Source organism: Salipiger marinus (assembly GCF_900100085.1).
Lineage (GTDB): Bacteria > Pseudomonadota > Alphaproteobacteria > Rhodobacterales > Rhodobacteraceae > Salipiger > Salipiger marinus.
The window spans coordinates 156,194-179,466 of sequence record NZ_FNEJ01000009.1; the positions used below are offsets into that span (position 1 = coordinate 156,194).

The 23,273-nt window shown below is 68.4% G+C and carries 21 protein-coding genes; 16 read left to right on the forward strand and 5 right to left on the reverse strand.

What is annotated here, in order from left to right:
- The first annotated feature begins 151 nt into the window (after positions 1–151).
- The 7 genes from BLR51_RS12205 to BLR51_RS12235 all read left to right on the forward strand — a co-directional run bounded on the left by BLR51_RS12205 (position 152) and on the right by BLR51_RS12235 (position 8,758).
- Complete coding sequence (locus BLR51_RS12205) at positions 152–1,351, forward strand: aminotransferase class V-fold PLP-dependent enzyme (protein WP_089847292.1); 1,200 nt, start codon at positions 152–154, stop codon at positions 1,349–1,351.
- Between the two features lie 55 nt (positions 1,352–1,406).
- On the forward strand, positions 1,407–2,828 hold the full coding sequence (locus BLR51_RS12210) for a cryptochrome/photolyase family protein (RefSeq protein WP_089847294.1): 1,422 nt from the start codon (positions 1,407–1,409) through the stop codon (positions 2,826–2,828).
- A 106-nt stretch (positions 2,829–2,934) separates the two neighbouring features.
- Positions 2,935–3,375 (forward strand): TrgA family protein, encoded by a 441-nt coding sequence (locus BLR51_RS12215; RefSeq protein ID WP_089847296.1) that lies wholly within the window; start codon positions 2,935–2,937, stop codon positions 3,373–3,375.
- 3 nt (positions 3,376–3,378) lie between these two features.
- Complete coding sequence (locus BLR51_RS12220; protein WP_089847298.1) at positions 3,379–4,470, forward strand: NUDIX domain-containing protein; 1,092 nt, start codon at positions 3,379–3,381, stop codon at positions 4,468–4,470.
- Positions 4,471–4,541: 71 nt separating this feature from the next.
- Positions 4,542–5,576, forward strand: coding sequence for a cysteine synthase A (locus BLR51_RS12225; RefSeq protein ID WP_089847435.1), 1,035 nt, complete (start codon positions 4,542–4,544; stop codon positions 5,574–5,576).
- Complete coding sequence (locus BLR51_RS12230; RefSeq protein WP_089847300.1) at positions 5,573–8,026, forward strand: DUF3772 domain-containing protein; 2,454 nt, start codon at positions 5,573–5,575, stop codon at positions 8,024–8,026. Before BLR51_RS12225 ends, BLR51_RS12230 begins: the two co-directional genes overlap by 4 nt.
- Before the next feature lie 15 nt (positions 8,027–8,041).
- A complete protein-coding gene (locus tag BLR51_RS12235) occupies positions 8,042–8,758 on the forward strand; it encodes an alanyl-tRNA editing protein (protein ID WP_089847302.1) in 717 nt (238 codons plus the stop codon).
- Positions 8,759–8,814: 56 nt separating this feature from the next.
- On the opposite strand, the gene BLR51_RS12240 is transcribed toward BLR51_RS12235, so the two are convergent.
- The 3 genes from BLR51_RS12240 to BLR51_RS12250 form a co-directional block, all read right to left on the reverse strand.
- Entirely contained in the window at positions 8,815–9,711 is an 897-nt protein-coding gene (locus BLR51_RS12240) for a DMT family transporter (protein WP_089847303.1), read from the reverse strand.
- Positions 9,712–9,716: 5 nt separating this feature from the next.
- Complete coding sequence (locus tag BLR51_RS12245) at positions 9,717–10,451, reverse strand: DUF533 domain-containing protein (RefSeq protein WP_089847305.1); 735 nt, start codon at positions 10,449–10,451, stop codon at positions 9,717–9,719.
- 94 nt (positions 10,452–10,545) lie between these two features.
- On the reverse strand, positions 10,546–11,964 hold the full coding sequence (locus tag BLR51_RS12250) for a protein adenylyltransferase SelO (RefSeq protein WP_089847437.1): 1,419 nt from the start codon (positions 11,962–11,964) through the stop codon (positions 10,546–10,548).
- A 144-nt stretch (positions 11,965–12,108) separates the two neighbouring features.
- Between BLR51_RS12250 and BLR51_RS12255 the strand changes: the two genes are divergently transcribed.
- The gene (locus tag BLR51_RS12255; protein ID WP_089847307.1) at positions 12,109–13,041 is read left to right on the forward strand and encodes a pirin family protein; all 933 of its coding nucleotides are present in this window, start codon (positions 12,109–12,111) and stop codon (positions 13,039–13,041) included.
- An 80-nt stretch (positions 13,042–13,121) separates the two neighbouring features.
- On the opposite strand, the gene BLR51_RS12260 is transcribed toward BLR51_RS12255, so the two are convergent.
- Complete coding sequence (locus BLR51_RS12260; protein ID WP_207543624.1) at positions 13,122–13,568, reverse strand: GNAT family N-acetyltransferase; 447 nt, start codon at positions 13,566–13,568, stop codon at positions 13,122–13,124.
- Positions 13,565–14,500 (reverse strand): nucleoside hydrolase, encoded by a 936-nt coding sequence (locus BLR51_RS12265; RefSeq protein WP_089847309.1) that lies wholly within the window; start codon positions 14,498–14,500, stop codon positions 13,565–13,567. The genes BLR51_RS12260 and BLR51_RS12265 overlap by 4 nt, the downstream gene beginning before the upstream one ends.
- Positions 14,501–14,719: 219 nt before the next feature.
- Between BLR51_RS12265 and zwf the strand changes: the two genes are divergently transcribed.
- From zwf to BLR51_RS12305, 8 genes are all read left to right on the forward strand, one after another.
- Positions 14,720–16,177, forward strand: a complete 1,458-nt coding sequence (gene zwf / locus BLR51_RS12270) for a glucose-6-phosphate dehydrogenase (RefSeq protein ID WP_089847311.1) — start codon at positions 14,720–14,722, stop codon at positions 16,175–16,177.
- Entirely contained in the window at positions 16,174–16,851 is a 678-nt protein-coding gene (gene pgl / locus BLR51_RS12275) for a 6-phosphogluconolactonase (RefSeq protein ID WP_089847313.1), read from the forward strand. Before zwf ends, pgl begins: the two co-directional genes overlap by 4 nt.
- 57 nt (positions 16,852–16,908) lie before the next feature.
- Positions 16,909–18,492 (forward strand): glucose-6-phosphate isomerase, encoded by a 1,584-nt coding sequence (gene pgi, locus BLR51_RS12280; RefSeq protein ID WP_089847315.1) that lies wholly within the window; start codon positions 16,909–16,911, stop codon positions 18,490–18,492.
- 105 nt (positions 18,493–18,597) lie between these two features.
- On the forward strand, positions 18,598–19,278 hold the full coding sequence (locus tag BLR51_RS12285; RefSeq protein ID WP_089847316.1) for a PRC-barrel domain-containing protein: 681 nt from the start codon (positions 18,598–18,600) through the stop codon (positions 19,276–19,278).
- 197 nt (positions 19,279–19,475) lie between these two features.
- Entirely contained in the window at positions 19,476–20,090 is a 615-nt protein-coding gene (locus BLR51_RS12290) for a holin-associated N-acetylmuramidase (protein WP_089847441.1), read from the forward strand.
- On the forward strand, positions 20,081–20,629 hold the full coding sequence (locus BLR51_RS12295) for a 3TM-type holin (protein WP_089847318.1): 549 nt from the start codon (positions 20,081–20,083) through the stop codon (positions 20,627–20,629). Before BLR51_RS12290 ends, BLR51_RS12295 begins: the two co-directional genes overlap by 10 nt.
- Positions 20,630–20,799: 170 nt before the next feature.
- Positions 20,800–22,770, forward strand: coding sequence for a heme lyase CcmF/NrfE family subunit (locus BLR51_RS12300; protein WP_089847320.1), 1,971 nt, complete (start codon positions 20,800–20,802; stop codon positions 22,768–22,770).
- Positions 22,767–23,246, forward strand: a complete 480-nt coding sequence (locus BLR51_RS12305) for a cytochrome c-type biogenesis protein (protein WP_089847322.1) — start codon at positions 22,767–22,769, stop codon at positions 23,244–23,246. Before BLR51_RS12300 ends, BLR51_RS12305 begins: the two co-directional genes overlap by 4 nt.
- Positions 23,247–23,273: the final 27 nt, after the last annotated feature.

The following is a 23,273-nucleotide window of genomic DNA, read 5'->3' on the forward strand; positions in this document are numbered from 1 at the left end:
GGCGCGGTCCTGCGGGGCCGCGCCGTTTTCCGTTCCCGAAGGGCTGCGAAAGCCCGGGCTTGCGGCGGGGCGGCAGCGGAATCTCCGCGCCGTCTTGACCCGCGCGCCTGTCGCGGCTTTGCTGCGCGAAACATGCCGGAAAGGGTCAGAGATGCTGGATCTCACACATGTGCGGGCGCAGTTCCCCGCGTTTTCAGAACCGACCCTGCAGGGTCAGGCGTTTTTTGAGAATGCGGGCGGCTCTTACACCTGCCGCCCGGTGATCGACCGGCTGACGCGCTTTTACACGCAGCGCAAGGTGCAGCCCTATGCGCCCTATGCCGCCTCCGAGGCGGGCGGGGCCGAGATGGACGAGGCGCGCAGCCGGCTGGCGCGGCTGATGAACGTGGCGCCCGACGAGCTGAGCTTCGGCCCCTCCACCACCGCGAACACCTATGTGCTGGCGCAGGCCTTCCGCCGCTTCATGCGCCCCGGCGAGGTGATCATCGTCACCGATCAGGATCACGAGGCCAATTCCGGCCCGTGGCGGCGGCTGGCGGAGGAGGGCATCAAGATCCGCGAATGGCGGATGAATCCGCGCACCGGCCATCTGGATCCCGCCGATCTGGAGGCGCTTCTGGATGACGACGTGCGGCTGGTCTGTTTCCCGCACTGTTCCAACGTGGTGGCAGAGATCAACCCGGTGGCCGAGATCACCGCGCTTGCCCATGCGGCGGGGGCCTTCACCTGTGTCGACGGGGTCAGCTATGCGCCGCATGGCCTGCCCGACATGGATGCGCTTGGCGCCGACATTTACCTGTTTTCCGCCTACAAGACCTATGGCCCGCATCAGGGGCTGATGCTGATCCGCCGCGCGCTGGCGGAGGCGCTGCCCAATCAGGGGCACAGCTTCAACGGCGGCAGCCTGTACAAACGCTTTACCCCCGCCGGGCCCGATCACGCGCAGGTCGCGGCCTGTGCCGGGATCGCCGATTACATCGAGGGGCTCGCCGCCCATCACGGCGTGTCGGCTGCCGAGGTGTCGGGGCTGATGCGCGCGCAGGAAATCGCGCTGAGCGGGCCGCTGCTGGACTATCTGGCGGGGCGCAACGATCTGCGGCTGCTGGGACCGGCAGAGGCAGAAGGGCGCGCGCCCACCTTCGCGCTGGCGCTGGACCGGCCCGGCGCCGAGCTGGCGGCGGCGCTGGCGCCGCATGGCATCATGGCGGGGGGCGGCGATTTTTACGCGGTGCGCGCGCTGCAGGCGCTGGGGGTCGATCCGGCGCGCGGCGTGCTGCGGCTGTCCTTCACGCATTACACCAGCGAGGCGGAAATTTCCCAGCTAATTTCGGCGCTTGACGCCGTTCTTTGATCCAGTGCGGCAGGGCCTGCGTAAGCCCTGACGCAGGCCATCGGAGAATGTGAACATGAGCGAACAGCCCCCCGTCCTCGTCTGGATCCGCCGGGATCTGCGGCTTTCGGACCACGCGGCCCTGACGGCGGCAGTGGCCTGCGGCGGGCCGGTGATCCCGGTCTTCCTGCGCGATCACACCGTGGACGATCTGGGCGCCGCGCCGAAATGGCGGCTGGAGCAGGGGCTGCGGGTTTTTGCCAAGGCGCTGGAGGACAAGGGATCGCGGCTGATCCTGCGGGCAGGCCCCGCGCGCGAGGTGATCCCGGCGCTGGTGGCGGCAACCGGCGCACGCGCCGTCTACTGGATGCGCGCCTATGACCCGGCCTCGGTGGAGCGCGACACCGATGTGAAATCCGCCCTCAAGGAGGCCGGGATCGAGGCGCGCAGCTTCGCCGGGCATCTGCTGTTCGAGCCATGGGATGTGGAGACCCAGCAGGGCGGCTATTACAAGGTCTACAGCCCGATGTGGCGCGCGGTGAAGGACCGCGAGGTGCCCGAGCCAACAGCTGCCCCCGCGCATCTGCCCGCGTCCGCGACCTGGCCCGACAGCGCGGCGCTGGACGACTGGCAGCTTGGCGCCGCCATGAACCGGGGCGCCGCCGTGCTGGCGAAACATGTCCAGCCCGGAGAGGCGGCGGCGCAGGCCAAGCTTGGCCAGTTCGCCGCGCATCGCATCGACGCCTACAAGCAGGACCGCGATCTTCTGGCCGAGGACGCCACCTCGGGCATGTCGGAATATCTGAGCCTTGGCGAGATCAGCCCGGCGCGGCTCTGGCATGTCGGGCTGCGCGCCAAAGCCGAGGGCAAGGCGGGGGCGGAGCATTTCCTCAAGGAACTGGTCTGGCGCGAATTTTCCTATCACCTGATGTGGCACACGCCCCGGCTGCTGACCGACAACTGGCGCGAGGAATGGGGCGGCTTTCCGTGGCGCACCGACCGGCGCCTGCGCGAGGTGACGGCATGGCAGCAGGCGCGCACCGGCATGGCGGTGGTCGATGCGGCGCTCCGCGAGATGTATGTGACCGGGCGGATGCACAACCGCGCCCGGATGATCGTGGCCAGCTACCTGACCAAGCACATGATGATCCACTGGAAAATCGGGCTCGACTGGTTCGAGGACTGTCTGGTGGACTGGGATCCGGCCTCCAACGCGCTGGGGTGGCAGTGGGTGGCGGGATCGGGGCCCGATGCCGCGCCCTATTTCCGCGTCTTCAACCCCGAGACGCAGCAGAAGAAATTCGACCCCGACAACGCCTATCTGAAACGCTGGCTGGCCGAGGGGCAGCGCACCCCGCCGCAGACCGCGCTGGATTATTTCGAGGCGGTGCCGCGATCCTGGGGCCTGTCGCCGCAGGATCCCTATCCCCGGCCCATCGTCGGCACTGACGAGGGGCGTCAGGCGGCGCTGCACGCCTACGAGACCCGCGAGTTCTAGACCCTTGCGGGGGTGCCGCTGCCCCGTGCCGCGCCCGCCCTTGCAGAGCGGCCCCGTGCCGCGTTAGCTGGCCCCATGTTCCGCAGCCAGAGGCCGTTTGCCCGCCATGACCACCGCCGCACGTCTGATCGCCGCGCTCTGCCTTGCGGCGCTGGGGTATCTTGGCTCTGAAGAGGTCAAGACCCTGATGCCCGAGGGCACGGGGTTCGGCTATTTCACATGGGTGACTATGGGTCTGGGCTGGCTCTGCGGCTGGCTGATCCTCGGGCCGCGTGCCGGGCGGGGGCTGGCAAGCACGCAGTCCCATGCGCTGACCGCCACCGCCGCGCTGGTGCTGCTGGCGCTTCTGGTTCAGGCCACCGCCGAGATGGTGCGGCTTGCCATGCGGCACCGCTATGACGGCCCGATGGAGGCGTTCGCCGCCATTTTCGAGATCGCGCTGGAATTTGGCGGTCATCTGCTAGATGCGGAGTTCTTTCTGCTCATGCTGGGGGGCGCGGTCGTGACCGGCCTGCTGGTCGAACTGGCCGCCCGCCACTGGAGGTAATCCTTGCCCGACATCTTTCTTCACGGGGCGCTGACCCATGCGCCGCTGCTCTGCCATGTGCTGGGCCGACCGGTCGAGCTGCGGCCTGCCGCTCTTCCCGATCACTCCCTGCGCTGGTCGGGTGATCCCGCCGACCTGCCGCTGCTGAGCCCCGATCCCGGCGCCACCGCCTCCGGCGCGCGGCTGTCGGCCAGCGCCGAGGATGTGGCGCGGTTGTGCTTCTATCTGGCCACGGACAAGCTGGAAGAGCTGCGCCTGAGCGACGGCACGCCAGCGCTGGCATGGGTCATTCCCTCCGAGGCGCCGCATTGGGACGCGCTGGCATGGGGGGCGCGCTGGGGCGATCTGGCCACGGCCGCCGCCTGCGCGGTGATGGCGCAGCCTGCCGACAGCCCGCCCGAAAACATCGCCGGGCTGCGCCCGTTCCTAACCGCGCGGGCTTGGGCGCAGGTGCTGGGCCAGCAGACCGCGCCCGCCACGCTGCGCGGCGATCCGGGGCGCGACGCGGTGGAGATCGTGGCCGACCATCCCGGGCATGAGGGCTTTTTCCGGCTGCGCCGCTTCGAGCTGCGCCACCGCCGGTTTGATGGCACATGGTCCCCGGCGATGGGGCGCGAGGCCTTCATCGCCTATGATGCCGCGCTGATCCTGCCTTATGATCCGGTCACCGACAGCGTGCTGCTGATCGAACAGTTGCGTTACGGGCCCGTGATGCGCGGTGACAGCCGCCCGTGGATACTGGAGCCGGTGGCGGGGCTGGTGGATGCGGGCGAAGACCCCGCCGCCTGTGCGCTGCGCGAAGCGCGCGAGGAGGCGGGGCTGGACCTGATCCATGCCGAACCCATGCTGAAGGTCTATGCCTCGCCCGGGTATAGCACGGAATATTTTCATTGTTTTCTAGGTGTTTGCGACCTTTCCCGCCATGCCACGGGTCTGGGTGGCCTGGCCGAGGAACACGAGGATATCCGCAGCCATGTGATCCCCTTCGATCAGGCCATGGCGCTGGTCGACAGCGGCGAGATCAACGCGGCGCCCTTGGTGACCATGCTCCTGTGGCTGGCGCGGGCGCGGCCCCGGCTTCGCGCCGCCGCCTGACCGCGGACGCTTGAGTTCGGGCCCGGCGCGCCCTACACCTTGAACCTGATTATGAGGAACGGGAGATGTCCATGCGTGTGGCACAGGATCTGGCTCAGGCGGTCGGCAACACGCCGCTCATCCGGCTGAAGAAAGCCAGCGAGATGACGGGATGCACCATCCTTGGCAAGGCGGAGTTCATGAATCCGGGCCAGTCGGTCAAGGACCGCGCCGCGCTCTGGATCATCCGCGATGCGGTCGAACGCGGCCTGCTGGAACCGGGCGGCACCATCGTCGAGGGCACGGCGGGCAATACCGGCATCGGGCTGGCGCTGGTCGGCGCCTCCATGGGGTTCCGCACCGTGATCGTCATTCCTGAAACCCAGAGTCAGGAAAAGAAGGACATGCTGCGGCTTGCGGGCGCCGAACTGGTGCAGGTGCCCGCCGCCCCCTATCGCAACCCCAACAACTATGTCCGCTATTCCGGGCGTCTGGCCGAGGAACTGGCCAAGACCGAAAAGCATGGCGCGATCTGGGCCAACCAGTTCGACAACGTCGCGAACCGGCTCGCCCATATCGAAGGCACCGGCCCCGAGATCTGGGACCAGACCGGCGGCAAGGTCGATGGCTTTGTCTGCGCGGTGGGGTCGGGCGGCACGCTGGCAGGGGTCGGCATGGCGCTGCAGCCCAAGGGCGTGAAGGTCGGCCTCGCCGATCCGATGGGGGCCGCACTTTACAGCTATTACACCACCGGAGAGCTGAAATCCGAAGGCGAGTCGATCACCGAGGGCATCGGACAGGGGCGCATCACCGCCAACCTTGAAGGCTTCACCCCGGATTTCGCCTGTCAGGTGCCCGACGAAGAAGCGCTGCCCATCGTGTTCGACCTGCTCTCCGAAGAGGGGCTGTGCCTTGGCGGCTCGTCCGGGATCAACGTCGCGGGGGCCATCCGCATGGCGCAGGAGATGGGGCCGGGCCATACCATCGTCACCATCCTGTGCGACTACGGCAACCGCTACCAGTCGAAGCTGTTCAACCCTGATTTCCTGCAGGCGCGCAACCTGCCGGTGCCGTCATGGCTTGACCGCGCCCCTGCCTCCATTCCGGGTGTGTTCGAGGACGCATGAGCCTGATCCTTCGCCGTTGTCTGGGGGTGCTGGCAGCGCTGGTGCTGCTTGCAGGTGTGGCCTTCGCGCAGAGCGAGGATCTGGATTATGGCGCGTGGGATGAGGTGGCGACCCGCGCCGAGCAAGTGCTGGGTGACAATGACGCCACCGACAGCGCGCTCGAAGGGCTGCGCCAGTCCGTGGTGGACTGGCGCGAACGGTTCCTGAGCGGGCAGGGCATCAACGCCCCCCGCATCGACACGCTGCAGGCGCAGATCGATGCGCTGGGGCCGGTGCCCGCCGAGGGCGAGACCGAACCCGAGGACATCGCCACCCGCCGCGAAAACCTGAACGCGCAGCTGGCAGAACTGCAGGCGCCGGGCCTGCGCGCGCAGGAAGCCTATACCCGCGCCGATGGCATCATCCGCCAGATCGACACGATGATCCGGACCCGCCAGACCGACGCGCTGCTGACGCTGGGGCCGACCCCGCTCAACCCGCAGCTCTGGCCTGCGGCGCTGGAAGAGGTGCTGTCCGCCGGAAGCTCGCTTTTTGACGAAATCCGCAGCGATCTGGCTTCGGAAGTGAAGCTGGCGGAGGCGCGGGAGAGTCTGCCGCTGATCCTGCTGCTGCTGGCGCTGGCGGGACTTCTGGTGATCCGTGGCCCGCGCGTGATGCGGGGCTTTGGCGAAAGGCTGCGCGCCAGCACCCGGCGGGGCACAGGCGTCTGGCGGTTCTTCGTGTCGCTGGGCGGCATCCTTGTGCCGCTGGCCGGGGTTATGCTGCTGGTGGCGGCGGTGCAGACCTCGGATCTGCCGGGGACGCAGGGCAGCGAACTGCTGCAGATGCTGCCCGCATGGACCTTCCTGCTGCTGTATATCCGCTGGCTGGCCGAGCAGAGCTTCAACCGCGATCCGGAGGTGGCCACCGTGCCGCTGGCCGACCGGCAGCGCACCGAGGCATGGCTTTACGCCTCGGTTCTGGCGGTGCTTTTCGTGCTGCGCGACGTGGGCGAAACGCTGGGGGAGCTTTACAACTTCACCACCGCCACCATGGCGGTGCTGGATTTCCCGGTGCTGCTGCTCTGTGCGCTGATGCTGTTCCGGCTGGGTCATATCCTGACCCTGCTGCGCGAACCGCAGGCCGAAGGCGAAGAGACCTCGCCGCCGAGCCTGCGCCAGCAGGTGGCGCGGCTGCTGGGGCGGGCCGCGATGCTGCTGGCGCTGGCAGGTCCGGTCATGGCGGCCATCGGCTACAACGCCGTGGGCGACGCGATGGTTTATCCGGCCATCCAGACGCTGGCGCTGCTGGCGCTGGTGCTGGTGCTTCAGCGCTTCGTCAACGACGTCTACACGCTGGTCAGCGGCAAGCGGGCCGAGGACAGCGACAGTCTGGTGCCGGTGCTGGCGGGCTTTGCGCTGATGCTGCTGGCCCTGCCGGGCCTTGCGCTGATCTGGGGCGCGCGGACCGCCGACCTGCTGGAGATCTGGACGCGCTTCCGCGAAGGTTTCGTGCTGGGCGACACCCGGATTTCGCCCACCAGCTTCCTGACCATGGTGGCGGTGTTCGGGGTGGGGTTCCTTGCCACCCGGCTCCTGCAGGGCGGGCTGCGCAGTTCGGTGCTGCCGCGCACGCGGCTGGATCTGGGCGGGCAGAATGCCGTCGTCTCGGGGCTGGGCTATGTCGGGATCTTCATCGCCGCCGTCATCGCCATCACCGCCGCCGGGATCGACCTGTCGTCGCTGGCCATCGTGGCGGGGGCGCTGTCGGTGGGCATCGGTTTTGGCCTGCAGAACATCGTGTCCAATTTCGTCTCCGGCATCATCCTGCTGATCGAACGGCCCATCAGTCAGGGCGACTGGATCGAGGTCGGCGGCAACATGGGCATCGTCAAGGACATCTCTGTCCGCTCCACCCGGATCGAGACCTTCGACCGCACCGATGTCATCGTGCCCAATTCGGATTTTGTCTCTGGCACCGTCACCAACTACACCCGGGGCAATGTGGTGGGCCGGGTCTTTGCCACCGTGGGCGTGGCCTATGGCACCGACACCCGCAAGGTGGAGCAGATTCTGCGCCGCATCGCGCGGGAGCATGACATGGTGCTGATGAATCCCGAACCTTCGGTGGTGCTTGCGCGCTTCGGCCCCGACGGGCTGGAATTCGAGATCCGCGCCATCATCCGTGATGTCGGCGAAAAGCTGAACGTGCTCAGCGATTTCAACCACATGATCGCGCAGCGCTTCACCGAGGAAGGCATCGAGATCCCGTTTGCGCAGCGCGACATCTGGCTGCGCAATCCCGAAACGCTGTATGATCGCGCGCGGGCCACGCCGCCCGCGCCTGCCACGCAGGAGCCAGAGCCCGCCGCCGCTGCCGCCACCGCGCCGCAGGGGTCCGGGCGGGATCCCTCTGCCGGGATTTCGGAGACGCATTTTGTCGGCCCCGAAGACGGTGGCGACGGACGCTGAGAAAGGACTGACCCGATGACCGACCTGCTGTTCCGTGAGGATGCCTATCTGCGCGATGCCCCCGCCCGTGTGGTGGCCCATACCGACGAGGGCGGCATCGTGCTGGATGCCAGCATCTTCTACCCCACCGGCGGCGGCCAGCCCGGCGACAGCGGGCGGCTGGACTGGTCCGGCGGCGGGCTGGCCATCGCCACCGCCGTCAAGGGCGAGGGCGGCACGGTGGTGCTGGTGCCCGCCGAGCCGCTGCCGCTGCCGCGCGTCGGCACGCAGGTGATGCAGGTGCTGGACTGGGAGCGGCGGCACCGGCACATGCGCGTGCATACCGCGCTGCATCTGCTGTCGGTGGTGATCCCGCTGCCGGTCACCGGCGGGCAGATCGGCGCCGGATCCGGGAGGCTGGATTTTGCCATGCCGCAGCCCCCCGAGGACCGCGAGGCGCTGGAAGAGGCGCTGAACGCGCTGGTCGACCGCGATCTGGTGGTCAGTTCCGACTGGATCGAGGCCGAGGTGCTGGAGGCCCATCCCGAGCTTATCAAGACCATGTCGGTCTCGCCGCCGCGTGGCGAGGGCAAGGTGCGGCTGGTGCGCATCGGGCAGGGCGGCGATCAGGTGGATCTGCAGCCCTGCGGCGGCACCCATGTGGCGCGCACCGGCGAGATCGGCCGGATCCGGCTGGGCAAGATCGAGAACAAGGGCAAGCAGAACCGCCGCGTGAACATTTCCCTCGACTGAGGCGGGACGGGAGGGACAGGAGGGGCGCTGCCCCTCTTGAGCCCTGCGGGCTCAATTCACCCCGGGATATTTGGAGCCGCTGGAAGCGGCCTGCGGCGGGGCCGGGTCGCGGCGAGGTAGAGCGCGAGGCTGGCCACCACCACGGCGCCACCAGCCAGCATGCGCGGGGTGGGCGCCTCGGCCAGCACCAGCCAGACCCAGAGCGGGCCCAGCACCGTCTCCAGCAGCATCAGCAGGCTGACATTGGAGGCCGCCGTGTGCCGCGAGGCGGTGGAAAGGCAGAAGAACGAGGCGGGCAGGATCACGAGGCCGGTGGCGAGGATCGGCAGGATCGCGCCATCCGTCGGCGCGCCGGGGGCGGCGAGCGTCAGCCCCGCCAGCCCAGAGATCAGCGCCCCCGTGCCCATGGCGGGCAGCAGCGGCAGCGTGGGCGCGTGGCGCAGCGTGACGAAGCTCAGCCCCAGCGTGACCGCCACCCCAAGCCCGCAGAGCGCGCCCAGAAGCGCCACGGGCCCGATGCCCAGATCGCCCTTGCCGCTGATCGCCAGCGCGATGCCCGCCAGCACCGCCGCCATGGCGACCCATGTGGCGCGGCTGGTGGCCTCGCCATGCAGGAGCCGCGCCAGCACCGCCGCCCAGACCGGCATGGTGGCCACGGCGAGCAGCACCACGGCAGCGGGGGCCAGCGACACGCCAAGCGCAAACAGCGCGGCATTGGCGGTCTGGCAGAGGATCACCGTGATCCCGGCGCGGGTGGCGAGCGGCGCCAGCGCCAGCGGGCGGCGCGCGGTCAGCAGCCAGATCGCCCAGAAGGTCAGGCCAAGCGCCGTGCCGCGCCATGCCAGCATCGACAGCCCGTCAAGGCCGGACAGCCGCATCAGCAGCACGTCGGGGGTCAGGATCAGGGCGCCGAGCGTGGCCAGTCCCAGACCGTAAAGCGGATGCGTTGTCATGCCGCTCAGGAGTAAAGCGGCTGCAGGCCCATCTGCATGTGCAGGGCGTTGACGGTGGTTTCGGGCAGGTTCATCGCCTTGGCGAGCCGGTCGAGGAATTCGGCCTCCTCGTCGGTATCCACGGTGATGGTCATCAGGGCGGCGGAATAGACCTGCATGCGCTGCGCTTCGGGGGTGGCGGCGGCGAGTGCCTCGGGATCGACGGGGGCGGCCAGCTGCTCCTTGACGAAGGCCATGTCCTCGGGCGTGGCATCCTCGCCCACGGTTTCCATCAGGCGGGCCTTTTCGGCGGCGTCGATGCTGCCATCGGCCTTGGCGGCCTGAATCATCGCGCGCAGCATCAGCCCTGCGGCCTCTTCGGCGGCGGGCAGGGTGGTTTCGGTGTTGAACTGGTCGATGAGGCTGCCGACGCCCTTGGCGCCAAGCGCCGCGGCCCCGGTGGCTGCGGCCAGCACGCCCGCCATGCCGGGATTGGCGCCGCCGGGGGTCTGGGCCATGCCGGGCAGGCCCTGCGGCAGTTTCTGCATCAGGCTGTCAAAGGGGCTGCCGGTGCCCGTGCCGCCCAGCATCCGGCCCAGCTGTGCCTGCAGGCCGGTGCCCGGCTCGCGGCCCTGAAGCTGCGCCTTGCCGCCCATCAGGCCGCCGAGACTGCCCAGCCCCTTGCCGCCCGACAGCCGGTCGACGCCGCGCGCGGCGGCATAGCCGATGGCCACTTTGGTCAGTGTCTTTACAAGCCCCATTGCGGCCTCCTTGCCTGCTGTCGGTCGGTCTGCCCAGCTTGCCGGAAGCGGCAGCGGGGGTGAAGGAAAATCTGTGCCGCGCGGCGCGCGGGCCTCAGGTGCCGCAGAAGGTGGCGGGCACCACCTCGTCGGGCAGCGGCGGGCGGCGCAGCTCTGCCGCCTCCGGCTGGTCGTCATAGGGACGCGCCAGCACCGCGTTCAGATGGTGGAAGGGGCGCAGGTCGCCCTCCACCGCCGCGGCGATCATCTGTTCGATCCGGTGGTTGCGCGGGATGAAGGCGGGGTTGGCGCGGCGCATCACCGCCTCCGGCTCGGGCTCCGCCGCGATCCGCGCCTGCCAGCGGGTGTCCCAGTCGCGCGCCGCGTCGCGGTCGGTGATCTGGTCCTGCAGCCCGCCTTCGGCCAGCGCGCGGAAGGTGTTGGTGAAATCCGACCCGCCGCGCTGCATCAGCGCCAGCAGATCGCCGATCAGGGCGGCATCTTCGGGCCGCGGCGCGCTGATCCCGAGCTTGGCGGCAAAGCGCGTGAGCCATGCGCCGCGCAGCAGATCCGGCATGGCATGCACGATGCGGGTAAACTCCGGCACGGCGGCCTCCGGATCCTCCTCCAGCGGCAGCAGCGCCGAGGCGAGCTGCGCCATGTTCCAGACGATCACATCCGCCTGCGCCGCATAGGCGTAGCGTCCGTTCCGGTCGATCGACGAGAACACCGTATCGGGATGGTAAAGGTCGAGAAAGGCGCAGGGGCCGTAATCCAGCGTCTCGCCCGACAGCGTGCAGTTGTCGGTGTTCATTACGCCATGGATGAACCCCACCGCCAGCCATTGCGCCACCAGCTGCGCCTGCCGCTCGCAGACCGCCGCCAGCAGCTCTGCGGGGGTGTTGCAGTCCGGATAATGCCGGGCGCGGGTATGGTCGTAAAGCTGGCGCAGTTCCTCGGTCTGGCCGCGCGCGGCAAAGACCTGAAAGCTGCCGACGCGGATATGGCTTGCCGCCACCCGTGTCAGCACGGCGCCGGGCAGCGGCGCCTCGCGCAGCACCTCCTCGCCGGTGGCGGTGGCGGCCAGCGCGCGGGTGGTGGGGATGCCAAGCGCGTGCATGGCTTCCGAGACCACATATTCGCGCAGCACCGGACCCAGCCACGCCCGCCCGTCACCCCGGCGCGAAAACGGCGTGGGGCCGGATCCCTTGAGCTGGATGTCGCGGCGCAGGCCGTTGCGGTCCACCACCTCGCCCAGAAGCAGCGCGCGCCCGTCGCCAAGCTGCGGCGAGAAGCCGCCGAACTGATGCCCGGCATAAAGCTGCGCCAGCGGCTCGGCGCCCTCGGGCAGATGATTGCCCGCAAAGATCGCCGCCAGTAGCGGATCGTCGGTGCCCTGCAGGCCAAGCTCGTCGGCCAGCGCGGTGTTGAACCCCAGAAGCTGCGGCGCGGCGACGCGGGTCGGCGCCTGCCGCGCGTAGAAGCTGCGGGGCAGGCGGGCATAGCTGTTGTCGAAGGGAATGTGCAGAACCATGCGCCAGAGATAGGAGGGCGGAGCGCAAAGGGAAAGAGGGGCCGCGCCTGCGCTGCAAAAACGCACAGAACCCATGCTGTGATCAGCGTAGCGTGCGCCAAGCCGCAGGCCTATCCTGCGGCCACCGTCACAGAGGAACATGCCATGAGCTGGAACCCCGCGCTTGACCCGCATTGCCCCACCGGAGACGAGGTGGATGCCATCGACACGCTGATCGTGCCCCGCGCCCGGGATCTGGGCGGGTTCGAGGTGCGCCGCGCGCTGCCCGCGCCGCAGCGGCAGATGGTCGGGCCCTTCATCTTCTTCGACCAGATGGGCCCGGCGGAGTTCCTGCCAACCCGGGGGCTCGACGTGCGCCCGCATCCGCATATCGGCCTTGCGACGATTTCCTATCTGTATGAGGGCCGGATGCATCACCGCGACAGTCTGGGCACCGACCAGTGGATCGAACCCGGCGCGGTGAACTGGATGGTGGCGGGGCAGGGCATCACCCATTCCGAACGCACAGACGACGCCACCCAGACCGCGCCCATGCCGTTCTTCGGCATCCAGACATGGGTGGCGCTGCCCAAGGGCCACGAGGACCGGCCCGCCGCCTTCGACCATGTGCCCGCCGCCGACCTGCCGCAGCTTCAGGCCGAAGGTGTGACCGCGCGGCTGATCCTTGGCACCGCATGGGGAGAAAAAGCGCCTGTCAGGACCGCGTCAGAGATGTTCTATGCCGATGTGGTGCTGGCCCCCGGCGCGCGGGTGCCGCTGCCCGACACCCATGAAGATCGCGGCGCCTATGTGGTCTCGGGCGCGGTGGAACAGGCGGGCAGGCGCTTCGAGGCCGGGCAGATGATGGTGTTCCGCCCCGGCGACGCCGTGGCGCTGACCGCAGGCGCCGAAGGCGCGCGGCTGATGCTGCTTGGCGGCGAGACGCTGGAAGGCCCGCGCTACATCTGGTGGAACTTCGTCGCCTCGTCAAAGGAGCGCATCGAGGAAGCCAAGGAGGCATGGCGTCAGGGCGACTGGCAGAATGGCCGCTTCCAGCTGCCCCCCGGCGACGATGCCGAACATATCCCGCTGCCGTGACGGCGGCCCGTCTTTCATCTTGCCCCTAAACTCCGGGGGTCCGGGGGCAGAGCCCCCGGCCTTCCCTTACCGCCGCAGCCTCACAGCACCCGCCGCATCAGCAGGCTGCGCGGCTGCGGTTGGAACCGGGCGCGGCGCCAGAAGCGGGTCAGCGTCTCGTCACCGGGATCGGCGGCCAGCAGCAACTCGCGCACGCCGCCCTGTTTCAGCGCCTGCCCGAGCAGATGCAGCGCCTCGCCGCCCATGCCGCGGCGGCGCACGGCGGGGCGGATGAACAGTTCCTGCACATGGGCGCTGAGCCCGCCCAGTTCCAGCGACCAGCCGAAGCTGACCATGACATGACCCACCGGCGCACGGCGCAGCCCGATCAGCCAGACCGCGCCATGGGGCGAGCCCTCCAGAAGCGGCAGCAGCGCCTCCTGCAGCAGCTCCGGCTCGCCCTCATGGCCCTGTTCGGCATGAAAGCCCGCCACCAGCGGCATGAGCTTGGCCAGATCCTCGGGCGTGGCGAGATGCAGCGATTTCAAAGCGTGGCCAGCCGATCCGTGAGCAGGGTGAAAAATCCCGGCGCATCGATGTCGCGCAGGAACAGCGCGTTGCGCGGACGGTCGGTGACGCCCCACCAGTCGGCCACGGTCATGCCCAGCGTCAGCGGCGAGGCGGTCTCGATCTCGACATTGATCTGGCGCCCGGCAAAAAGCCCGGGCTGCAGCAGATAGGCGATCACGCAGGGGTCATGCAGCGGCGCGCCGTCGGATCCGTATTTCTCGCGGTCATAGCGTTCGAAGAACTCGGTCATCTGCGCCACGGCCTCGCCCACGGGCGTGCCGAGCCCGCGGAAGGCGGCGTTGCGCTCTGCCGTCACCAGCGCCTTGTGGGTCACGTCCAGCGGCAGCATCACCAGCGGCACGCCCGCGGCGAACACCTCGGCGGCGGCTTCGGGATCGACATAGATGTTGAATTCGGCGGCGGGGGTGATGTTGCCCCCCTCGAAACAGGCGCCGCCCATCAGCACGATCTCGCGCACCCGTGCGATGATGTCGGGCGCGCGGCGAAAGGCGGTGGCGATGTTGGTCAGCGGCCCCAGCGGGCAGAGCGTGATGCTGCCCTCCGGCTCCCGGCGCAGTGTGTCGATCAGGAACTCCACCGCATGCGCGTCCTGCAGCGGCATGGCGGGGTCTGGCAGCACCGGCCCGTCGAGCCCGGTCTTGCCATGCACATGTTCGGCGGTGACCAGCGGGCGCGCCAGCGGCGCCTCGCAGCCGGCAAAGACCTTTACCTCGGGCCGTCCGGCCAGTTCGCAGATGATCCGGGCATTGCGCGCGGTCAGCGCCAGCGGCACGTTGCCCGCCACGGCGGTGATGCCCAGCACCTCCAGTTCCGGAGAGGCCAGCGCCAGCAGGATCGCCACCGCGTCGTCCTGTCCGGGATCGGTGTCTATGATGATGCGTCGTGCCATGCTGTCTCCGCGCTGCTGCGCTCCAGAGGTGACATGCCGCGCCCTGCGGTTCAAGCGGGCAGACCCGGCACCGGCAATTCGCCTCCGGTCACAAAAACCCCGGCGGGTGCATTGCCGCCACGCAGCGAGGTGTTAGACTCGTGCGCAAGTTCGGGGTAAGACACCCGCGGTTAGCGCTAACTGCCCCTGTCGGGCAGCAGAATCGGAGACAGGCCCGCCATGGTATCCCGCGTCATTCCCGTCGACCCTTTCGACCTCGTCATCTTTGGCGGCACCGGCGATCTTGCCCGGCGCAAGATCCTGCCGGGGCTGTTCCGGCGGTTCTGCGCGGGGCAGATGACCCGCGACAGCCGCATCATCGGCGCCGCGCGCGGCGACATGGACGAGACCGCCTATCGTGACATGGTGCGCGAGGCCATCGCCGAATTCGGCCCCTCGCGCAGCGAGGCCTGCGCGGTGGAGGATTTCCTGTCCTGCCTTGGCTATGTCTCGGTGGATGCGCGCGGCGATGACGGCTGGTGCGACCTGAAATCCGCGCTGCGCGAGGAAGAGGGCATCGTGCGCGCCTTCTATTTCTCGGTGGGGCCCAGCCCGTTAAAAAAACTGGCCGAACGGCTGCGCCAGCACGGGCTTGCCCATGACGAGGTGCGGATCGTGGTGGAAAAGCCGTTCGGCCACAACCTTGCCAGTGCGCGCGCGCTGAACGAGGAACTGGCGCGGCATTTCGACGAAAGCCAGATCTACCGGATCGACCACTATCTGGGCAAGGAGACGGTGCAGAACCTGATGGCGGTGCGCTTCGGCAACATGTTGTTCGAACCGCTGTGGAACGCGCAATATGTCGACCATATCCAGATCACCGTCGCCGAAACCGTGGGCGTCAGCGGGCGCGGCAGCTATTACGACAAGTCGGGCGCGATGCGCGACATGGTGCAGAACCACCTGATGCAGCTTCTGTGCCTGATCGCGATGGAGCCGCCCGCGCGGTTCGATCCGGACGCGGTGCGCGACGAAAAGCTGAAGGTGATCCGGGCGCTGGATCCGGTTGATCCCGACCAGATCGTGCGCGGGCAGTATACCTCGGACGGGGCGATGGCCTCCTATCGCGAGGATGTGGAGAATGCCGCCTCCAAGACCGAAAGCTTCATCGCGCTGAAATGCTACATCTCCAACTGGCGGTGGGCCAATACGCCCTTCTACCTGCGCACCGGCAAGCGGCTGTCGGATCGCGCGTCCGAAATCGCGGTGGTGTTCAAGGAGACGCCGCATTCCATCTTCGGCATCGATTCGGGGCGGCACCGCAACGTGCTGTCGATCCGGCTGCAGCCGAACGAGGGCATGACGCTGGGGGTCACCATCAAGGAGCCGGGGCCGGGCGGCATGCGGCTGGTGGACGTGCCGCTGGACATGACCTTTGCCGAGGCGCTGGGTCCGGATGCCGAAGAGGCGGCGGATGCCTATGAGCGGCTGATCATGGACGTGATCCGCGGCAACCAGACGCTGTTCATGCGCGGCGACGAGGTCGAGGCCGCCTGGGCCTGGACCGATCCGCTGATCGAGGGCTGGGAACGCCGCGGCGACAGCCCCAAACCCTATGACGCAGGCAGCGCGGGGCCGGATGACGCCGCCTTCCTGATCAACCGCGACGGACGTCGCTGGCGAAGGATCAAGTCATGACCTACGAATTCCGCAGCTATCCTGACCGGGAGATGCTGGCCATCGATCTGGCCGACCAGCTGGCGAGCGAGCTGCGCGCGGCGCTGAGCCATCAGGACCGCGCGGCGCTGGCGGTGCCGGGCGGCAGCTCTCCGGGGCCGGTCTTTGACGCGCTCTGCGCCGTGTCGCTGGACTGGGACCGGGTGGACGTGCTGCTGACCGACGAACGCTGGGTGCCCGAAACCTCCGAACGGTCCAACACGCGGCTGCTGCGGCAGCGTCTGCTGGTCAACCGGGCGGCGGCGGCGCGCTATCTGCCGCTTTACGCCGAGGCCCCGGCCCCCGAGGGCGCGCTGGATGCGCTGGCCGAGGCCATCGCCCCCGCGCTGCCGCTGTCGGTGCTGCTGCTGGGGATGGGCGCTGATCTGCACACCGCCTCGATCTTTCCCGGGGCCGACCGTCTGGACGAGGCGCTGGCCGCCGACGCGCCGATCCTGCTGCCCATGCGCGCGCCCGGCGCGCCGGAGCCGCGCATCACGCTGGGGGCGCCGGTGCTGGACGGGGCGATGAAGAAGCATGTGCTGATCTTCGGCGCCGAAAAGCGCGCGGCGCTGGAGGCCGCCAAGGGTCGGCCCGCCCATGAGGCGCCGATCAACGCCGTGCTGACCGATGCGGTGGTGCACTGGGCCGAATAGCGGGCCCGGGCGACGTTTTGCCTTTTCCAGCCAGTCAAGAAAGACGGACATCAGATCATGTGGAATGACCTCAAGGGCCTTGCCGAAGCCCGCGACGGACGGCGCATCGAGACGCTTTTTGCCGAAGATCCGGCCCGTGCCGAAACCTTTTCGGTCACGGCGGAGGGGATGCTCTTCGACTATTCCAAGACCCAGATCGACGCCGAGGTGATGGACTCGCTGCTGACCGTGGCCCGCCGCGCCGAGGTGGAGCGGCGCCGCGACATGATGTTTGCGGGCGCCAAGATCAACGAGACCGAAGGCCGCGCCGTGCTGCATACCGCGCTGCGCAACCTTGAGGCCCGCCCGGTGGAGGTGGACGGTCAGGACGTGATGCCCGGCGTGCTGGACACGCTGGCGCGGATGGAGGAACTGGCGCGCGAAATCCGTGGCTCCGACATCACCGATGTGGTCAATATCGGCATCGGCGGGTCGGATCTGGGCCCCAAGATGGGCACGCTGGCGCTGGCGCCGTGGCATGACGGGCCGCGCTGCCATTTCGTCTCCAATGTCGACGGGGCCGACATCGCCGATGTGCTGAAATCCTGCCCCGCGCAGACCACGCTGTTCGTCATCGCCTCCAAGACCTTCACCACCATCGAGACGATGACCAATGCCCGCACCGCCCGCAGCTGGCTGGAGGGGCAGGGGGTGTCGCCCGAAGGCCGCTTTGTCGCGCTGTCCTCCAACCTCGCCAAGGCGGGCGAATGGGGCATCCCCGCCTCCCGCGTCTTCGGGTTCGAGGACTGGGTCGGCGGGCGCTATTCCATGTGGGGGCCGATCGGCCTGTCGATGATGATCGCCGTGGGGCCCGAGAATTTCCGCGCCTTCCTTGAGGGGGGTGAGGCGATGGACAGCCATTTCCGCCGCGCCCCGCTGGAAGAGAACATGCCCGCGCTGCTGGCGGTGGTGGGGATCTGGCACAATCAGGGCATGGGCCACGGCACCCGCGCCGTGCTGCCTTACGAAAACCGCCTGTCGCGCCTGCCCGCCTATCTCCAGCAGCTGGAGATGGAGAGCAACGGCAAGAGCGTCGCCATGGATGGCACCGACCTGCCCTATAATTCCGGCCCCGTGGTCTGGGGCGAGCCGGGCACCAACGGCCAGCACGCGTTTTATCAGCTGATCCATCAGGGCACGCGGGTGGTCCCTTGCGAGTTCCTTGTGGGCGCGCGCGGGCAGGAGCCGCATCTGCGGGCCCATCACGAGCTGCTGCTGGCCAACTGCTTCGCCCAGTCCGAGGCGCTGATGCGGGGCCGCTCGCTGGACGAGGCGCGCGCCAAGGTGGCGGACAAGTTCGAGGGCGACGAGCTGGACCGGCAGGCGCGGCACCGGGTGTTCCCCGGCAACCGTCCCTCCACCACGCTGATCTATCCCGCGCTTGACCCGCGCACGCTGGGGCTGATCGTGGCGCTTTACGAACACCGGGTGTTTGTCGAAGGCGTGATCCTGAACATCAACTCCTATGACCAGTGGGGCGTGGAACTGGGCAAGGAACTGGCCACAGCGCTTGGCCCCATGGTCGAGGGCCGCGAAAGCGCTGCAGCGAAGGATGGCTCCACCCGGCAGCTGCTTGCATATGCGCAGCAGCATATGACCTGAGGTTCCATGAGTTTAACGTGATCAGCCCCGGGGGCCCGCTGCGGAACGGCAGCGGGCCTTTGTCGTTGTGTCTCCAGAAGATGACAGCATCTGGAGGAACTTACGATGAAACATCTGAAAATGACCGCCGCCGTGCTTGCCCTGACCGCCGGCTCCGCCTTCGCCCAGTCGACCATGGACAGCGAAACCCCGGCCATGCCCGAAGGGGGCGATGCCGCTGAAAACAGCGCGCCGCTGACCACGCCGCAGGCCCAGAACGAAGACACCGCCGACACGCTGGACGAGGCCACCGAAGACGATGGCTCGGACATGGCGCAGGACAACGCCGCAGAGCCGATGGCCCCCGCAGCGCCCATGGGCGACGCGCCGGCCGACACCGCCATGGACAGCACCGCCACCCCGATGGACGACGGCGGCCCCGTGGTTGCCGGTCTGGAAGGCGAGTTCATGCTGTCGAGCGACATCACCGGCAACAACGTCTATGCCATTGACGCCGATGGCGATCAGGGCGTCGAATGGGATGACGCCATGAGCTATGACGCCGTGGACGAAAACTGGGACGATGTGGGCGACATCTCCGATGTGGTGCTGAACGCCGACGGCTCGCTGCAGGGCGTCGTGGCCGATATCGGCGGCTTCCTCGGCATCGGCGAAAGCCAAGTCTTCGTGCCGCTTGAGGAAATGAAGATGGTGCCGATGGAAGATGGCCGCTTTGCCGTCGTGACCAACTACACCCAGGAAGAACTGGAAGGCCGCAGCGAAGCCGGCGACTCGGCGCTGAACTGATCGCGCCCCGCCCCGCAGGGCTTTGACAAGGATGCAAAGGGCCGGGGATTTCCCGGCCCTTTTCTGCTGTCTCCGGTGCCCTTCGGCGGTCCCGCACGCCGCGCTGGGGTTTGATTAACCGCTGCCGACCACCCTGTGCCCAAGGCGCGCGCCCGTTGCCGGGACCGCCCCAAGGTGCAAGGAGATGGATGCAGGACATGACACAGGACGTGCGGCAGCTTGCCGAAGAGATCGTCGCCCGCGAGGGCGGATATGTGAACGACCCCGCCGATCCGGGCGGCGCCACCAATCACGGCGTCACGGTGCATACGATGCGCCGCCTCGGGCTGGATCTGGACCGCGACGGCGATGTGGATGCCGCCGATGTGGCGCGGCTTGATCACGCGCAGGCGGTGCAGATCCTGCTTGACCACTACTTCACGCGGCCCCGCCTTGGCGATCTGCCCGGACCGCTGCAGGCCACGGTCTTTGACATGTATGTCAATGCCGGGACAACCGCGGTGAAGCTGCTGCAGGGGCTGCTGCGCGAAATGGGCGAGGATCTGGTGGCGGATGGCGTGGTGGGGCCGGTCACCGCCGCCGCCGCCGCCCGCGCGCTTGCGCTGGCGCCAGAGCATCTGGTCGATGCCTACGGCATCGCGCGGCGCAACTACTATCTCGCGCTGGCCGACCGCCGTCCTGCCAGCCGCAAATATGCGCGCAGCCGGGCAGGGGGCAAGGGCGGCTGGATCACCCGGGCCGAGACGTTCATCTCGCCGCGCTTTCACCTCACGGAGGCACAGTTCCGCGCCCGGGTGGCGACATGGGGCTGATCTCGACCGTAATCAGTATGCTCTTCGGCTCGGGCCGCAACGTGCTGGTGGAAACCGCAGGCATCCTGCGCCCCAATGCCGAGGCGCAGGCGGCCCGCGCGCAGGATCTGGACACGGCGGCCTTGCAGCAGATGGCGGCGGAATTTGCCGCGCGCGACCGTGGCGCCTTTGATCGGCTCATGGACGGGGTCAACCGGCTGCCGCGCCCGATGATGGTGCTGGGCATCGTCTGGCTCTTGGTGCAGACCGCCCGCGATCCGGCGCGCATGTCGCAGGTGTTTCAGGCCTGGGCAATCCTGCCCGAAGCGGCCTGGGTGGTGTTCGGCGTGGTGGTGACCTTCTATTTCGGGGGCCGCGCGCAGCTCAAGGATCAGGAGTTCAGCGCAAGCCTGCTGCGCGCCGCCGCCGCCGCCCGTGCCCTGCCGCCCGCCGCCGTCCCGGACCCGCACCCGATGCCCGCGCCCGACGGCGCGGCAACCCCGTCTCCCTCGGCCAATGACAACGCGGCGCTTGCGGAATGGCGGACCTCCCGAAGCTGATCGGCGTTTCCAGCGGCCCCAAATATCCCGGGGGAGTCCGCGCCAGCGGACGGGGGCAGAGCCCCCTTCGCCCTTCCCCCCCATGACGGACGCCCCCTTGCGACAATGTGAACCTGCCCGGCCGGCGATTTCGTTTGGCCGGGCATTTTTCCGCCCGTATAACGGGCAGCATGATTACAGAGCTCGGTCACTTCGCCCTCATCCTCGCCTTCGTCGTCGCCTGCCTTCAGGGGATCGTGCCGCTTGTGGGCGCGCATTTCCGCTGGCCGGGCTGGATGGCGGTGGCCGAACCCGCCGCCACGGCGCAGCTGCTGCTGACCGCCTTCAGCTTCGCGGCGCTGACCCATGCCTTCGTGGTCTCGGATTTCTCGCTGCGGATCGTGGTGGAAAACTCGCATTCCGCCAAACCGATGATCTACAAGATCAGCGGCGTCTGGGGCAATCACGAGGGCTCGATGCTGCTCTGGGTGCTGATCCTCGCGCTTTTTGGCGCGCTGGCGGCGTGGTTCGGCGGCAACCTGCCGCCGACGCTGCGCGCGCGGGTGCTGGCGGTGCAGGCCTGGGTGGGGGCTGCGTTTTTCGCCTTCATCCTCTATACCTCCAACCCGTTCATCCGGCTCGCCACCCCGCCTTTTGACGGGCAGGATCTGAATCCGCTGCTGCAGGATCCCGGGCTCGCCTTCCATCCGCCCTTTCTCTATCTCGGCTATGTCGGGCTCAGCATCTGCTTTTCCTTCGCCGTCGCCGCGCTGATCGAAGGCCGGGTCGATGCGGCATGGGGGCGCTGGGTGCGGCCATGGACGCTGCTCTCCTGGGTGTTCCTGACCATCGGCATCGCGCTTGGCTCGTGGTGGGCCTATTACGAACTGGGCTGGGGCGGGTTCTGGTTCTGGGATCCGGTCGAAAATGCCAGCTTCATGCCATGGCTGCTCGCCGCCGCGCTGCTGCATTCCGCCATCGTCGTGGAAAAGCGCGAGGCGCTGAAAAGCTGGACCATCCTGCTCGCCATCCTCGCCTTCGGCTTCTCGCTGATTGGCACCTTCATCGTGCGCTCTGGCGTGCTGACCTCGGTGCATGCCTTTGCCACTGACCCCGACCGCGGCGTGTTCATCCTCGGGATCCTCGTGTTCTTCACCGGCGGCGCGCTGACGCTTTATGCCGCGCGGGCAGGCGCCATGCAGGCCAAGGGCATCTTTGGCGTGGTCAGCCGCGAATCCGCGCTGGTGCTGAACAACATCCTGCTCGCCGTCTCCTGTTTCGTGGTCTTCACCGGCACGCTCTGGCCGCTGGTCGCGGAGATGCTGTTCGACCGCAAGCTGTCGGTGGGGGCACCTTTCTTCAACATGGCCTTCACGCCCTTCATGGTGGTGCTGGGTCTGGTGCTGCCGGTGGGCGCCATGCTGGGCTGGAAACGTGCCAAGCCTGCCCGCGTGCTGCGGCAGCTTGCGCCCGCTCTGGGTCTGGCGCTGGCGCTGATGGGGCTTGCATGGGCCATGCAGACCGGGCGCAGCCTGTTCGGGCCCATCGGGGTCTTCCTTGGCACTTGGCTGGTGGCGGGCGCCGTCACCGATCTGGTGGCACGGCTTGGCCAGTCGCGCGACTGGCGGCGGCTGCGGCACCTGCCGCGCGCCGACTGGGGCAAGGCCGTGGCCCATTCCGGGCTTGGCATCACCATGCTGGGTGTCGCGGGGCTGATGGCATGGGAGCAGGAGGATATCCGCGTCGCCCGCGTCAACGAACCCTTCACCGTCGGCGCCTATGAAATCGAACTGCTGGGCGTCAGCCGCATTCAGGGGCCGAATTACTTCGCCGACCGGGGCGAGGTGTCGGTGCGCCGCGACGGGGCCGAGGTGGCGCATGTCTACCCGGAAAAGCGCAACTATCCCGTGGCCGCCATGCCCACCACCGAGGCCGCGATCGACAACGGCTTCCTTCGCGATGTCTATGTGGTGCTGGGCGACGCGCAGGCGGACCGGGCCTGGACCATGCGGGTCTATGTCAAGCCGCTGGCCAACTGGATCTGGGGCGGCTCGCTGCTGATGGCATTGGGGGGCGCGCTCAGCCTGTCGGACCGCCGCTTCCGTGTGGCCGCAGGCGCGCGCAAGACCACGCCCGCGCCGAAGGGAGTGCCGGCGGAATGATCCGGGCCCTGATCCACGCAGCCCTTGCCCTGATGCTGGCCTTGGCGCCGCTGCCCGCACTGGCGGTGCAGCCCGACGAGGTGCTGGAGGATCCGGTGCTGGAACAGCGCGCCCGCGACCTGTCGCAGAACCTGCGCTGCCTTGTCTGCCAGAACGAAAACATCGACGACAGCGATGCGGCACTGGCCCGCGACCTGCGGCTTCTGGTGCGCGAACGGCTGGTGGCGGGCGACAGCGATGCCGAGGCGGTGGCCTATCTGGTCGACCGCTATGGCGAATTCGTGCTGCTGCGCCCCACCACCGGCGGCTGGAACTGGCTGCTCTGGGCGGCGGGGCCGATCCTGCTGCTGCTGGCACTGGCGGGGGCCGGGGTCTATCTGCGGGGCCGCTCGCGCGGCGCCAACCCCGAAGAACAGCGCCTGACCCCCGAAGAAGAGGCCCGGCTGCAGCGCATCCTTGACGAGGGCCGGTCCTGATCCCGTGACGCCAGAGCGGGGGGCGGC